We start from the raw sequence: 13,314 nt of genomic DNA, 5'->3' as shown, positions 1-13,314 counted from the left end.
GTGCTCTCGGTGTGCCGGGCGGAAGCCCGTGTACTGGACGTACTCGGGATTTCGCCCGGTGCGCCGAGAGCGCGTGCCGGGCGTCGCGAGGCAGGTGCCACTTTGCGGACACCCCCTAAAGGTTGTTGCAGAACATCTGGGATGGGGCATTCCTCTTGTATGGGTGGGGTGTTGCGGGCTGAGTTGTTGTGGGTGGAGACGTTCACCGGGTTGCGGATGGACCGGTTCGTGAAGTTGGTGAAGGTGGTGCGGGAGCGGGGCGGGAACGGGCCCGGCGGTGGCCGTCCGTGGTGTCTGCCGCTGCCCGACCGGGTGCTGCTGGTGGCGGTGTACTACCGGACGAACCTCACGATGCGCCAGCTCGGCCCGCTGTTCGGGATCTCCCCGGCCACGGTCTGCCGGGTGATCAACAGGCTGGGTCCGCTCCTCGCGCTGGAGCCGGCACCGCGGCCCGTCGCCGGCATGGACCGGTTGTGGATCGTGGACGGCACCCTGATCCCGGTCCGCGACCGCACCGTGGCCGCCTCGTCGCGCAACTACCGGTTCTCGGCGAACGTGCAGGTCATCATCGACGCCGACAGCCGCCTCGTGATCGCGTCCGCTCGGCCGGCACCCGGGAACAAGGCCGATGCCCACGTCTGGCGGCAGTCGGACCTGCCCGCCGCCGCGGCCGGGACGATCGTGATCGCGGACGGCGCCTACCTCGGCACCGGGCTGATCGTCCCGCACCGCAGACGAGCCGGACGCCCCCTCCTGCGCGGCCAGGAGGAAGACAACGCCGAACACCGACGCGTTCGCGCCCGCATCGAGCACACCTTCGCCCGCATGAAGAACTGGAAGATCCTCCGCGACTGCCGCCAGAAACGCGACGGCCTCCACCACGCCGTCCAAGCCGTCGCCACCATGCACAACCTCGCCACAGCCCAGTGAAACAGCAGGTCAACCGGCACACCGACCTGCCAACACCCACCCTTCTGCAACAACCTTTAGGCGCGGGCACAGACACGCAGCAGGGCCCCCGCGACCGGAGTCGTGGGGGCCCTGTTGCGTGCACTACGTGCGAAGGGTTACTCGCCCGCGAGGGCGGCCTCGGCGTCGAGGGTGACGGCGACGCCCTGGATCACCGCGGCGATCTTGAAGGCTTCCTGGATCGTCTCGCGGTCCATGCCGGCCTTGCGCAGGACCTGCTCGTGCGAGTCCAGGCACTGGCCGCAGCCGTTGACCGCGGAGACGGCGAGCGACCACAGTTCGAAGTCGAGCTTCTCCACGCCGGGGTTGCCGATGACGTTCATCCGCAGGCCCGCGCGCAGGGTGCCGTACTCCGGGTCGGAGAGCAGGTGGCGGGTGCGGTAGAAGACGTTGTTCATCGCCATGATCGCCGCGGCGGACTTGGCGGCGGTGTACGCCTCCGGCGACAGGGCCGCCTTGGCCTCGGGCTCCAGCTCGCGCAGGACGCGCGGGGAACGGGCGGCGATGGCGCAGGACAAGACGGTGCCCCACAGCTGCTGCTGCGTCAGCGTGTCCTGATTGCCGATGACCGAGCCGAGGTTCAGCTTCAGGTCCTTGGCGAAGTCCGGGACCGCGGACTTCAGGGAGTCGAGGGACATCCGTCACTCACCGGCCAGCAGCGCGCCGGCGTCGATGGTGCTGTCGCCCTTGTTCCAGTTGCAGGGGCACAGCTCGTCGGTCTGCAGGGCGTCGAGGACCCGCAGGACCTCCTTGGGGTTCCGGCCGACGGAACCGGCGGTCACCATGGAGAACTGGATCTCGTTGTTCGGGTCCACGATGAAGACGGCGCGCATCGGCAGACCGTCCGAACCGAGGATGCCGAGGTCGGCGCAGAGCTCGCGCTTGATGTCGGACATCATCGGGAAGGGCAGGTCGCGCAGGTCGGCGTGGTCCTTGCGCCAGGCGTGGTGGACGTACTCGGAGTCGAGCGAGAAGCCGAGGATCTGGGCGTCGCGGTCGGCGAACTCCTCGTTCAGCTTGCCGAAGGCGGCGATCTCGGTCGGGCACACGAAGGTGAAGTCGAGCGGCCAGGAGAACATGATCTTCCACTTGCCCTCGTAGGTCTTGTGGTCGATCTGCGCGAACTCGGCTCCGGCCTCCAGCGAGACGCAGGCGGTCAGGTCGTAGGTGGGGAACTGGTCGCCGACAGTGAGCACGTGCTCTCCTTGCGCAAAGGAAAGTGACCCTTTTGGGGGCTTTCCGGGGGGTTGGACGTATCTCACATGCTGACACAGCGGCATTGATTGCAGAAATAGCTAACCTGGTGCCCAGCGATCGGAGGTACCTATCAATGGCTGTGGCGCACAGAGGTCCCAGAGGACCGAAACAGGCGACGCTCGCCCAGCTGCGGGCCTTCGCCGCCGTCGCCGAGCAGCTGCACTTCCGGGACGCGGCCGCCGCGATGGGGATGAGCCAGCCCGCCCTCTCCGGCGCCGTGTCCGCGCTGGAGGAGGCGCTCGGGGTGCGGCTGCTGGAGCGCACCACCCGTAAGGTGCTGCTCACGCCCGCCGGGGAGCGGATCGCGGGCCGCGCACGGGCCGTGCTCGACACGATGGACGGGCTGCTGGAGGAGGCCGAGGCGGTACGGGCCCCCTTCACCGGGGCGCTGCGGTTCGGGGTGATCCCCACCGTGGCCCCGTACCTGCTGCCCACCGTGCTCGGACTCTTCCACCGGCGCTACCCCCGGCTCGACCTCCAGGTACACGAGGAGCAGACGGCCTCGCTGCTGGAAGGGCTGGCCGGCGGGCGGCTCGACCTGCTGCTGCTCGCCGTACCGCTCGGGGTGCCCGGGGTCACCGAACTGCCGCTCTTCGACGAGGACTTCGTCCTGCTCGCACCGCGCGACCATCCGCTCGCCGGACGCAAGGACATCCCGCGCGAGGAGCTGCGCGGGCTGCGGCTGCTCCTCCTCGACGAGGGGCACTGCCTGCGCGACCAGGCCCTCGACATCTGCCACGACGCGGGACGCACCGCCGGGGCGGACGTCACCACGACCGCCGCCGGGCTGTCCACCCTCGTACAACTGGTCGCCGGGGGACTGGGCGTCACGCTGCTGCCGCGCACCGCGCTGCGCCTGGAGACCGCCCGCAACGAGCACCTGGCCACCGGGTACTTCGCCGAACCGGCGCCCTCGCGGCGGATCGCGCTGGCCATGCGGACGGGCACGGCCCGCGCGGAGGAGTTCCGGGCCGTCGCCGACGCCCTGCGCGAAGCCGTACGCCCGCTCCCCGTCTGGCTGACGGACTGAGGAGCGGGCGTACGGGGCTGCGTGCGCGGGCCGGGCTACTCCGTGCGCAGCCCGTCCGGGCGCATCAGGCGCAGCAGCGGCGGCAGGCTGAGCAGGGTCACCAGGACGGCGACGCCCCCGCCGATGCCGACCATCCCCAGGACCGCGGTCCAGTTGATCCGGATCGCGGCCCCCGCCATCTGCATCAGCACCACACCGAGGGCGAGCCCCACCACCGCGGCCAGGGCCAGGCCCAGGCCGATCGGCAGGGCGGTCTGCCACAGCACGGAGAGGCTGAGCGTGGAGCGCTTGGTGCCGAAGGCGACCAGCGCCGACAGCAGCTTCTTGCGCTCGCGCAGCTGCTCCAGCTGGGAGACCAGCAGGCTGGCGCCGATCAGCATCAGCACGAGGGCGGCGCCCACGAACAGGCCGGTCCGGATGGAGGAGTAGCGGTCGTTGACCTCGGTGGCCTGGATCGTCATGGGGACGGACATCGGGTCGGCTTTGAAGGCCGCGGTGCGGGCCAGCTCCACGGCGTCGGGCACCTTCGGGTCCAGCTTCACGTACACCCGGGAGGACTGGTAGCCGCCCATGCCCTTCGGGGCGGCGGACGGGGTGACCAGCAGCCCGGTCAGCATCTCGCCCATGGGGCCCTTGCGGGCCTGCACGGTGCGGGCGTCGGCGGGCACCGTCCAGGCGACCGGCTTCGTACGGTCGTCCCCGCTGTCCTTGAAGATGTTCCCGGCGAACAGCTTCTCGCCCGGCTTGGCGGTGTCGCCCGTCATGCCGCTCGGAGCGCCGCCGGTGATCACGAAGGCGTCACCGTCCTTGCACGAGGGCAGCTCCGCGAACTCCTTGAGGGCGGCGCAGGTGCCGGTCGTCACCGAGATCGACGTGTCCGAGTAGCTCATGTCCGTGCTGCGCCCGGCATTGGTCGAGGACTCCGCGACGGCCTGGGTGACGCCCTTGGTCCCGGTCAGGGCCCGGGCGACGGCCTCGCCCCCGCCGCGGGTGCGCTGCATGACGGAGAGCGAGGCGCGGCTGGGGTCGTGGCCGGTGTCGCGGGTGTACGAGTCCGCGGTGGACGCGAACAGCATCTGCAGGGCGATGGCTCCGGCGACCGCGACGGCGATGCCGTTGACCAGCCGGGCGGAGCTGCCGCTGGTGAGCTGGAGCCGGCGCGCGGCCAGCTGCCAGGAGACCGGGCCCGCGCCGCCGATCCGGCCGACGACCCGTTCCAGCACCCAGGGGAGCAGGACGGTGATGCCGACGAGGAGCAGGACCACGCCGCCCGAGACCTGCCACTGGTTGAACTGCCCGCTGTCGTTGCCTTTGCCGATCAGCGGGGCCAGCAGGCCGAGCCCGGCCAGCGGGAGCAGCAGCCGCCACCAGATCCGGCGCCGGCCCGGGGTGGCCGTACGGACCACGCCGAGCGGTTCGATGACCACGCCGCGCAGGGCGAAGAGCGTCACGGCGACGGCCGCGGCCGGTACGGCGATCGCGATGAGCACGGCCAGCCAGGGCGCCGGGTTGAGGTCGGAGGGGAAGACGCTGCGCTGGTAGAGGTCCATCGCCGGGGCCAGCTGGCGGGCCGCCAGGAAGAAGCCGGTGCCCAGGGCCAGGCCGATCAGCGATCCTGCGGCGGCCTCGCCGGCGGCGATCCGGCGCACCATCCGGCCGTCGGCGCCGACCAGGCGCAGGGCGGCGAGCCGGCGGTCGCGGCGGTCTCCGCCGAAGCGGACGGCGGCGCCGATGAACACGGCGACCGGCATCAGCAGGGCGACGAAGGTGAGCACCACGAGGAGCGTGAGGACGGGGTCCAGGCCCTCCTTCTCCGCGGAGTTCTCGAAGGCGGTGATCCGCTCGATGTAGTTCGGTGCTTCGTTCCGCAGCTCGGCGAGCCGGTCGCTGCCCGCGTAGAAGTAGAGGTCGCCGGGTCCCACCAGGCCCGCTTCGCCGATGGTCGCGATGATCTTCCCGTCGAGGCGGTCGCGCAGCAGCTTGCCCTCGCCCCTCTTCATCAGCCTGTCGAGGGCGGGGGAGACGACCAGTTCGCCGGCGCCGGGGAGCTTCTTCACGCCCGGGGGCAGCGGGGCGTCCGGCCCTTCGGGCTGCACCAGCCGGCCGTCGACCCCGTAGGCGCGGTACGTCTGGTTCGCGTCGGTGATCAGCAGCGTGTTGCGGCCGGGCTGCTCGGCGGTGGGCGAGGTGAAGGTCTGGCGGGCGGCGCCGCGCGCGTCGCGGGCGGCGAGGGCGCCGGGGACCGCGCTGGTGACGAGCAGCAGGGCGACGCCGAGGCCGACGCCCAGACCGGTGAGGAGGGTACGGGTCCAGCCCTGGCGGCCGCCGCCGAAGGCGAAGCGGACACCGAGGCCGAGGTCGCGGAGCCAGACGCGGAACGCGGGCTGCTCGCCGGGCACGGCGGAGCCGCCGCGCTTGCTCTGTTGGGTATGGGTCCCGTGACTCATACCGCGCGCTCCATGTCGCGGGACTTGCCGTCGCGAACGACGATCTCGCGGTCGGAGTACGCGGCCACGCGGGTCTCGTGCGTGACGAGGACGACGGCGGCGTTCGTGGACCGGGCGGCCTCGGTGAGCAACTGCATGACGAGCTCGCCGTTGAGGGAGTCGAGGGCCCCGGTGGGCTCGTCGGCGAAGATCAGCCGGGGGTTGGTGACGAGGGAGCGGGCGACGGCGACGCGCTGGCCCTGGCCGCCGGAGACCTCGCCGGGGCGCTTGCCGCCGAGGTCGTCGACCTGGAGCCGCTCCATCCATTCCAGGGCGGTGCGTTCGGCCTGCTTGCGCTTCACGCCGGTCAGGCGGAGCGGCAGGGCGACGTTCTCCACGCAGGTGAGCTCGGGGACGAGCTGGCCGAACTGGAAGACGAAGCCGAACTCGCTGCGGCGCAGGGCGCTGCGCTCGGCGTCGTTCATGGCGGAGAGCTCGCGTCCGGCGTAGGTGATGGTGCCCGAGTCGGGGGTGACGATCCCGGCGAGGCAGTGCAGCAGGGTCGACTTGCCGGAGCCGGAGGGTCCCATGATGGCGACGACCTCACCGGCGTGGATGGAGAATTCGGCGCCGTCGAGGGCGTGGGTGCTGCCGTAGGTCTTGCGGAGGTCGGTGGCGCTGAGCAGCGTGCCGGCGGGGGTCATCGGCCTATCTCCTGGGCGAGCTGGTCGAGGCGGGCGGCGGTGAGTTCGAGCCACCGCAGGTCCGCTTCGAGGTGGAACAGGGCGTGGTCGCAGACCAGCTGGTCGGCGAGGTCCCCCTTGCGCTTGCGCTGGGTGAGGATGCGCATCAGGCGCAGGTGCTCGGCGCGCTGGGTGTCCAGCAGCTCCTGGGCGCTGCGGCCGGTCAGGAGGGCCAGCACGACCTTCGTGTAGAGGGTCGACTGGAGGTACGGCTCGGGCTTCTCGGGCTGGGCGAGCCAGCCCTCGACGTCGGTGATCCCGGCGTCGGTGATCGCGTACCGCTTGCGCTCGGGGCCGCCGCCGCTCTCCACCCCGTCGACCTCGACCAGACCGTTCTTCAGCAGCCGGGACATGGTCGAGTAGACCTGCCCGTATGCGAGGGGCTTGTCGTGGCCGAATCTCTCGTCGAAGGTCCGCTTGAGGTCGTAACCGTGCCGGGGACCGGCTTCGAGGAGGCCGAGGAGCGCGTGACTGATGGACATGCGGACGACTATACATGCGGTGTATACCCTCGATGTATACGCGCAGTGCATAGGGGCGAGGCGGTCGTCGGAGCGCGGGGCGTCCGGCCCGGCCTCCGCCTGGTGTCCGCCGGGTGTCTGCCATTCGAAGGAACCTGATCCCGCGGGAGACGGCCCCGGGCCCGGTCCGTGCCGTTGCTGGCATCTTGAAGGTTCATGCGAGCACCCACCGGCAACGTCGCCGCACTCCCACCGCAGCAGACGGGCACCGAGGTACGGCCGGCGCCGCAGCCGTCCGCACCCGGCCGCCCCGCATCCGACTGGTGGATCTGGGCCATGGCGGGGGCCCTGTTCTTCGCCTACATGGCCCTGTCCCTGCGGATCCACGAGCGTCTGCACTCCCGCAGCTTCGACCTGGGGATCTTCGTACAGGTCGTGCGGTCCTACGCGTCCGGGCAGCTGCCCGTCTCCGAGGTCAAGGGGCCCGACTTCCCGGTCCTCGGAGACCACTTCTCGCCCGTCCTGGCGCTGCTGGCACCCCTGTACTGGCTGTGGCCGTCGGTGAAGGTGCTGCTGGTGGCGCAGGCCGCGCTCGTCGCCGGGAGCGTGCTCCCGCTGGCCTTCTGGGTCCGCCGGACGGTGGGCTCCGCGGCCGCCGCGGTCATCGGTACCTGTTACGGCCTGGCGTGGGGGATCGCGAGCGGGGTCTCCTCCGACTTCCACGAATGGGCCTTCGCCCTCCCGCTGCTCACGCTCTCCCTGACGGCCCTCGGCAGCGGCCGGCTGCGCGCCGCCGCGTACTGGGCGCTGCCGCTCCTGCTCGTGAAGGAGGACCTCGGTCTCACCGTGGCCGTGATCGGCCTGCTCATCGCCTGGCGGGGCGGGCCGGGCGGCCGCAGGACGGGGCTCCTCACGGCTGCGGCCGGCGTGGTCGGGAGCGCGCTCGCCCTGCTGGTGCTGAGCTCCTTCCACCCGGGCGGGTTCGACGGCTACTTCCTCTCCCACAACCCCGGAGACGGCGCCGCCGGCGGGGCGGGCGGTGGCGTACCGGAGCTGCTCCACCGGTTCACGCTCGGTCTCATCACCCCGCAGGAGAAGGTCACCACCCTCCTCCTCGTCCTGGCCCCCACGCTGTTCCTGGCCCTGCGCTCGCCCCTCGTGCTGGTGGCCCTGCCGTCGATGCTGTGGCGCCTCGCCTCCGGCTACCCGGACCACTGGGGGACCGGCTACCACTACTCGCTGCTGCTCATGCCGGTCGTCTTCGTGGCGTTCGCCGATTCCCTGCGGCTACGGGGCACGCGCGGGCGCAGCCTGTACCGCTACCTCGTGGGCTGCGCGGCGGTCACCTTGCTGCTGCTGCCGCACTTCCCGCTGTGGCAGCTGGTCCAGCCGGCGACCTGGAAGGACGATCCCCATGTCGTGGCGGCCCACCGCGTGATGGACCGGATCCCGGACGGCGCCACGGTCCAGGCGTCGACGTACCTGCTGCCCCACCTCGCCGACCGCACCAGCGTCAGCCTCTTCGGCTGGGGGGACAGCCGGCCGGATCCCGAGTGGATCGTCGTCGACACCACCGTCGCACCGCAGCTGAGGTGGCCGCAGTCCGCGATCCAGGAATCCATGGCCCTCGACCGGGCGCGGAGCCAGGGGTACCGGATCGCGGCCCAGCAGGACGGGGTGCTCCTGCTGGGCCACCGGTCCTGACGCGCGGGCGTACGGGCCGCCGGGGTCCGCGGCGGGGCCCGCGGGGTCCGTCAGCTCCGGGTGGCCTGGCGGACCGTCACCGACCGGAAGACCACGGGCTGCTTGGGCCGCCCGTCGGCCGACCCGTCCGCCGTGCCGTTCGCGGCGATCCGCCGCAGGACGTCCAGCCCGCCGACCACCCTCGCGAAGGGGGTCCAGTCGGGCTCCATGACGAACTGCGGGTCGGCGTAACTGATGAAGAACCGGCTGCCGTTGCGGCCGGGCTCGGCCTTGGACAGGGCGACGGTGCCCGCCGGATAGGCGGCGCCGCTCAGGTTCTCGTCGGGGAAGGAGTAGCCCGGCCCGGCGGCGCCCGCGCCCGGGCCCCGGCCGGCGGGGTCGCCGCATTCCAGTACGAAGATCCCGCTCGTGGTGACCCGGTGGCACGCGCTGCCGTCGAAGTACTTCTTCCCGGCGAGGAAGGCGAACGAGGTGGTGGCGCAGGGGGCGGCCTCGGTGAACGCCTCGATGGTGACCCTGCCCTGGTCGGTGACCAGCTCGGCCGTGTAAGGGCGGGCCCGCGCGGGGTCGTGCACGGGTACCCCGCCCGGGCCGGCCGTGGTCGGGGTGTACGAGCACGCGGCCGCGGGCGGCTTGGAGTCGTGCGGGATCTCGGTGACGGACAGCGCCGACCAGATCAGCCCGGAACCGGCCGTGGCCACCGCGAGGGCGGTGACCGCCTTCCGCACGGCCGGACGGCCCGTACCGCCTCCGGCGCCCACCGCCGGGGCCGACTCCGGTGCTGCCGACTCCGATTCCGACTCCGGTCCCGCCGCGGCCGGTCCGGCCGCTTCCTCGGGGTCCGGTCCGGGCTTCCCGTCGGTCCAGTGCATCCGAGCCTCGCATTCGGTGGGAGACCCCCCCGGGGTGACGCGCAGAGCGTACCGACGCGGCCTCAGGAATCCGGAGAGGCGCGGGGGCGGCCCCGGGGCGGGATGGGACCCGCCCCGCCGGGGAGGCGGCCGGCTTCGGACAGGGCGCGGCGGAGCAGGAACTCGATCTGCGCGTTGGCGCTGCGCAGTTCCTCGCCCGCCCACCGCGCGAGCGCGTCGTGCACCTGCGGGTCGAGCCGCAGCAGCACCTGCTTGCGGGCCTGCCGCGCGGCCTTGGGGGCCGCCGCCGGGCCGGTGGAGGCTCCGTCGGCGGGGGAGTCCGCGCCTTCGTCGGGGATCACTGGTAGAGGGTGCCCGTGTTGACCACCGGCTGGGCCGCGCGGTCGCCGCACAGGACCACCATCAGGTTGGACACCATCGCCGCCTTCCGTTCCGGGTCGAGGTCCACGATGTCCTGCTCCGCGAGGCGGTTCAGGGCGAGCTCGACCATACCGACCGCGCCCTCGACGATCTGCTTGCGCGCCGCGACGATCGCACCCGCCTGCTGGCGCTGGAGCATCGCGGAGGCGATCTCCGGGGCGTACGCGAGGTGGGTGAAGCGGGACTCGATGATGTGGACGCCGGCCGCCTCGACGCGGGCGGACAGTTCGACGGCGAGCTTCTCGGTGATCTCCTCGGCGTTGCCGCGCAGCGACAGGCCGCCGTCCTCGTGGGCATCGTAGGGGTACTCGATCGCGATGTGCCGGACGGCCGCCTCGGTCTGGGTTTCGACGAACTCGGTGAAGTCCTCGACCTCGAACACGGCGCGCGCGGTGTCCTCGACCCGCCACACCACGACGGCCGCCAGCTCGATCGGGTTGCCGTAGGCGTCGTTGACCTTCATGACGGGCGTCTCGTGGTTGCGGACCCGGGTGGACAGGGGCCGGCGGGAGGTCAGCGGGTTGACCCAGCGCAGCCCGTCGGTGCGGACGGTGCCGCGGTAGCGGCCGAACAGCTGGACCACGCGGGCCTCGCCCGGGGCGACCGTGTTCAGGCCGCTCATGGCGATCACGGCGGCGATGGTCAGCAGGACGCCCGCCGCGATGAGACCCGCCTTGGCCCCGTCGGAACCCGAGACGGCGCCGAGCGCGATCAGGCCCGCCCCGGCGGCCACTCCCGCCAGGCCGAGCAGCAGCGCGAGCCCGCCGCCCACGCTCCGCGCGGGGAACTCCCGTACGCCTGCCTCGGTACCGCCCGTGGTGTTCGTCATCATCTGCCCCGTTTCGTTCCGTGGTGGCCGGTCGAGCCACCTAGCAAAGTGATATCACTTTTTTGAACCGGACGGGAGGGGGAAGGAGTGGTGCGGGGGCCGAGCGGGCGCCGGGCGGGGGCAGTTGGCGGGAATGCCGTGCGGGCCCCGGCAACCTCCGGGGGTCGGGCTGCGTCGGTTCCAGTGGGATGGGTGCTCATTGTCACGTCCGAATTGCCCGGTATGGGAACCCGTTGGCCAGTTTTTGTCACAGCCTGCGGTGTTAGCTTTCTGAGCTGACGTCGGGGGGTTATCGAGCGGAGCGGGAGCGATGGGCCGAGCAGAAGCGCGAAGGGCGCAGCAACAGCGCGGTGCGCGACGCGCGCCGCGCGGGCGCGTCAAGGGCAAGGGCGGGCCCTCGGGCGGCAAGCCGACCGGCATACGCCGCTTCTTCACCTGGCGGAAGGTGCTCGGCACCTTCTTCGGGGCCGTGCTGCTCGGCATGGCGGCCCTGGTCGGCCTCTACTTCTACGTGGACCCGCCGGACCCCAACGCCGAGGCGCTGACGCAGAACAACGTCTACAAGCTCTCCGACGGCACCGTCCTGGCCCGCGTCGGCACCACGAACCGCCAGATCGTGTCGATCGACAAGATCCCGGCGGACGTGCAGACGGCCTTCATCGCGATCGAGAACAAGTCCTTCTACAGCGACAAGGGCGTCGACCTCAAGGGCATCGCCCGCGGCCTGTTCAACACGGCCACCGGCAAGGGCAAGGCGGGCGGTTCGACGATCACCCAGCAGTACGTCAAGAACTTCTACCTGACGCAGGACCAGACGGCGACCCGCAAGCTGAAGGAGCTGATCATCTCCCTCAAGGTCGACCAGGAGATGGAGAAGCCCGAGATCCTCGCGGGCTACCTGAACACCAACTTCTACGGCCGCAATGCCTACGGCATCCAGGCCGCGGCCCAGGCCTACTACGGGGTCGACGCCGAAAAGCTGACCCTGGAGCAGGGCGCGTACCTCGCCGCCGTCCTCCAGGCCCCCAGCCAGTACGACTGGGCGACCGCCGGCCCGAACGGCAAGCGGCTGGTCATGGTCCGCTTCAACGGCGTCCTCGACAACATGGTCGAGATGGGCAAGCTGGACCCGGCCAAGCGCAAGGAAATGAAGTTCCAGGAGCCGATCAAGCCCAAGGCGCCCAGCGGCATGGAAGGCCAGAAGGGCTACCTGATCCAGGCCGCCGACGAGGAGCTCAAGCGGCAGACCGGCATGTCCGAGGGCCAGCTCAAGGCCGGCGGCTGGGAGATCACCCTCTCCGTCGACCCGAAGAAGCAGGCCGCGCTGGAGAAGGCCGTCCAGGACGAGCTGGAATCCAAGCTCGACCGCAAGGGCCGCCCCGTCGACGCCGCCGTGCAGGCGGGCGCCACCTCTGTGGATCCGAAGACCGGCGCCATCGTCGCGATGTACGGCGGCGTGGGCCAGAGCGAGCAGTGGGCCAGCAACGCCCTGCGCAAGGACTTCCAGCCGGGCTCGACCTTCAAGCCGATCGTGCTCGCCTCCGCCCTGGAGGGCAAGGCGAGCACGCAGGACGGGAAGCCGATCACGCCCAACGCCCTCTACGACGGCACGAGCAAGCGCCCCGTGGTCGGCAGCGACGTCCCGTTCAACCCGCAGAACCAGGACGACCGCGACTACGGCAACCCGATGATGACGGTGCAGGCCGCCACCAACGCCTCGGTGAACTCCGTGTACGCCCAGATGATCGTGGACGTCAAGCCGAAGAACGTGAAGAAGACCGCCCTGCAGCTCGGCATGGTCGACCGCGACGGCTGGCCCGAGGACAAGCCCGCCATGTCGCTCGGCACCATGAGCGCCGACACTGTCGAGATGGCCGGCGTCTACGCCACCTTCGACAACCACGGCAAGAAGGTCACGCCGAGCATCATCAAGTCCGCCAAGCACGTGGACCGCGAGTACAAGCCGGTCCGCGCCGTCGGCGACGCGGCCATCAGCCGCAGGACCGCCGACACCGTCACCAAGGTGCTCACCGGCGTCGTCGAGGACGGCTCCGGCCGGGCCGTGGAGAGCTCGGCCTACGAGGCCGCGGGCAAGACCGGCACCACCGAGAAGAACGTGGCCGCCTGGTTCACCGGCTTCACCCCGGAACTGGTCACCGTCGTCGCGATGTTCGGAGACGAGCCGGGCACCCACACCCAGACCAGCCTCACCGGTACCGCCGGCGGCGGCCGCGCGGGCGGCTCCAGCTTCCCGGCCGCGATCTGGAAGCAGTACACCCTCGACGCGCTCAAGGGCACCAGGACCGGCTCCTTCGACCTGGACGAGGCGGACATGGGCAAGGTCCAGACGCCGAGCTCCAGCATCACCCCGTCGAACACGCCGAGCCCGACCACGAGCACCCCGACACCGAGCAGCCCCCCGCCGCCGAGCCGGACCCCGAGCCGGACGCCGACGCCGACCCCGACGCCGACCCCGACTCCCACGCCCACGCCGACCCCGACGCCGACGAAGTCGGCCTCGGGGAAGCCCTCGCCGCCGGAGCGGGAGCCCCAGCCGTAGGCGCTGCGGGACACCGCGACCGGTAGGCCCGTAGGCCCGTAGA

Annotated in this window: 12 protein-coding genes; 4 read left to right on the top strand and 8 right to left on the bottom strand. The window is 71.4% G+C overall.

Features of this window, described 5'->3' with window-relative positions; all coding sequences use genetic code 11:
* Window positions 1–159: 159 nt before the first annotated feature.
* Window positions 160–930, top strand: coding sequence for a transposase (locus ACIA8F_RS23860; RefSeq protein ID WP_399381591.1), 771 nt, complete (start codon window positions 160–162; stop codon window positions 928–930).
* Window positions 931–1,067: 137 nt separating this feature from the next.
* Here ACIA8F_RS23860 and ACIA8F_RS23855 read toward each other — a convergent pair whose 3' ends face one another.
* Complete coding sequence (locus tag ACIA8F_RS23855) at window positions 1,068–1,607, bottom strand: alkyl hydroperoxide reductase (protein ID WP_399381589.1); 540 nt, start codon at window positions 1,605–1,607, stop codon at window positions 1,068–1,070.
* 3 nt (window positions 1,608–1,610) lie between these two features.
* On the bottom strand, window positions 1,611–2,165 hold the full coding sequence (locus ACIA8F_RS23850; protein ID WP_274549338.1) for a peroxiredoxin: 555 nt from the start codon (window positions 2,163–2,165) through the stop codon (window positions 1,611–1,613).
* 134 nt (window positions 2,166–2,299) lie between these two features.
* Between ACIA8F_RS23850 and ACIA8F_RS23845 the strand changes: the two genes are divergently transcribed.
* Window positions 2,300–3,256, top strand: a complete 957-nt coding sequence (locus tag ACIA8F_RS23845) for a hydrogen peroxide-inducible genes activator (protein WP_399381588.1) — start codon at window positions 2,300–2,302, stop codon at window positions 3,254–3,256.
* 35 nt (window positions 3,257–3,291) lie between these two features.
* Here the strand turns inward: ACIA8F_RS23845 and ACIA8F_RS23840 are convergent, their stop codons facing one another.
* From ACIA8F_RS23840 to ACIA8F_RS23830, 3 genes are read right to left on the bottom strand one after another with little or no spacing between them, the layout of a single operon-like run.
* Window positions 3,292–5,703, bottom strand: a complete 2,412-nt coding sequence (locus tag ACIA8F_RS23840; RefSeq protein ID WP_399381587.1) for an ABC transporter permease — start codon at window positions 5,701–5,703, stop codon at window positions 3,292–3,294.
* Window positions 5,700–6,386 (bottom strand): ABC transporter ATP-binding protein, encoded by a 687-nt coding sequence (locus ACIA8F_RS23835; RefSeq protein WP_399381584.1) that lies wholly within the window; start codon window positions 6,384–6,386, stop codon window positions 5,700–5,702. Before ACIA8F_RS23835 ends, ACIA8F_RS23840 begins: the two co-directional genes overlap by 4 nt.
* On the bottom strand, window positions 6,383–6,907 hold the full coding sequence (locus ACIA8F_RS23830; RefSeq protein WP_327304826.1) for a PadR family transcriptional regulator: 525 nt from the start codon (window positions 6,905–6,907) through the stop codon (window positions 6,383–6,385). The genes ACIA8F_RS23835 and ACIA8F_RS23830 overlap by 4 nt, the downstream gene beginning before the upstream one ends.
* A 195-nt stretch (window positions 6,908–7,102) precedes the next feature.
* On the opposite strand from ACIA8F_RS23830, the gene ACIA8F_RS23825 reads away from it, so the two are divergent.
* Window positions 7,103–8,590, top strand: coding sequence for a DUF2079 domain-containing protein (locus tag ACIA8F_RS23825; protein WP_399381583.1), 1,488 nt, complete (start codon window positions 7,103–7,105; stop codon window positions 8,588–8,590).
* Between the two features lie 50 nt (window positions 8,591–8,640).
* Here the strand turns inward: ACIA8F_RS23825 and ACIA8F_RS23820 are convergent, their stop codons facing one another.
* From ACIA8F_RS23820 to ACIA8F_RS23810, 3 genes are all read right to left on the bottom strand, one after another.
* A complete protein-coding gene (locus tag ACIA8F_RS23820) occupies window positions 8,641–9,462 on the bottom strand; it encodes a peptidylprolyl isomerase (RefSeq protein ID WP_399381582.1) in 822 nt (273 codons plus the stop codon).
* Window positions 9,463–9,524: 62 nt separating this feature from the next.
* A complete protein-coding gene (locus ACIA8F_RS23815) occupies window positions 9,525–9,800 on the bottom strand; it encodes a hypothetical protein (RefSeq protein WP_399381616.1) in 276 nt (91 codons plus the stop codon).
* Window positions 9,800–10,711 (bottom strand): SPFH domain-containing protein, encoded by a 912-nt coding sequence (locus tag ACIA8F_RS23810; protein ID WP_399381580.1) that lies wholly within the window; start codon window positions 10,709–10,711, stop codon window positions 9,800–9,802. Before ACIA8F_RS23810 ends, ACIA8F_RS23815 begins: the two co-directional genes overlap by 1 nt.
* Window positions 10,712–11,021: 310 nt before the next feature.
* On the opposite strand from ACIA8F_RS23810, the gene ACIA8F_RS23805 reads away from it, so the two are divergent.
* A complete protein-coding gene (locus ACIA8F_RS23805) occupies window positions 11,022–13,271 on the top strand; it encodes a transglycosylase domain-containing protein (protein WP_399381578.1) in 2,250 nt (749 codons plus the stop codon).
* Window positions 13,272–13,314 lie beyond the last annotated feature (43 nt).

The sequence above is a fragment of the Streptomyces sp. NPDC051563 genome (assembly GCF_044454225.1).
In the GTDB taxonomy this organism is placed as follows: Bacteria; Actinomycetota; Actinomycetes; order Streptomycetales; family Streptomycetaceae; genus Streptomyces.
This window is presented reverse-complemented; position numbering and strand designations above follow the sequence as displayed.

Bases quoted from the DNA above. Each gene is read 5' to 3' on its own strand.
- ACIA8F_RS23860 (WP_399381591.1), top strand. From the start codon at position 160: ATGGGTGGGGTGTTGCGGGCTGAGTTGTTGTGGGTGGAGACGTTCACC.
- ACIA8F_RS23855 (WP_399381589.1), bottom strand. From the start codon at position 1,607: ATGTCCCTCGACTCCCTGAAGTCCGCGGTCCCGGACTTCGCCAAGGAC.
- ACIA8F_RS23845 (WP_399381588.1), top strand. From the start codon at position 2,300: ATGGCTGTGGCGCACAGAGGTCCCAGAGGACCGAAACAGGCGACGCTC.
- ACIA8F_RS23840 (WP_399381587.1), bottom strand. From the start codon at position 5,703: ATGAGTCACGGGACCCATACCCAACAGAGCAAGCGCGGCGGCTCCGCC.
- ACIA8F_RS23835 (WP_399381584.1), bottom strand. From the start codon at position 6,386: ATGACCCCCGCCGGCACGCTGCTCAGCGCCACCGACCTCCGCAAGACC.
- ACIA8F_RS23830 (WP_327304826.1), bottom strand. From the start codon at position 6,907: ATGTCCATCAGTCACGCGCTCCTCGGCCTCCTCGAAGCCGGTCCCCGG.
- ACIA8F_RS23825 (WP_399381583.1), top strand. From the start codon at position 7,103: ATGCGAGCACCCACCGGCAACGTCGCCGCACTCCCACCGCAGCAGACG.
- ACIA8F_RS23820 (WP_399381582.1), bottom strand. From the start codon at position 9,462: ATGCACTGGACCGACGGGAAGCCCGGACCGGACCCCGAGGAAGCGGCC.
- ACIA8F_RS23810 (WP_399381580.1), bottom strand. From the start codon at position 10,711: ATGACGAACACCACGGGCGGTACCGAGGCAGGCGTACGGGAGTTCCCC.
- ACIA8F_RS23805 (WP_399381578.1), top strand. From the start codon at position 11,022: ATGGGCCGAGCAGAAGCGCGAAGGGCGCAGCAACAGCGCGGTGCGCGA.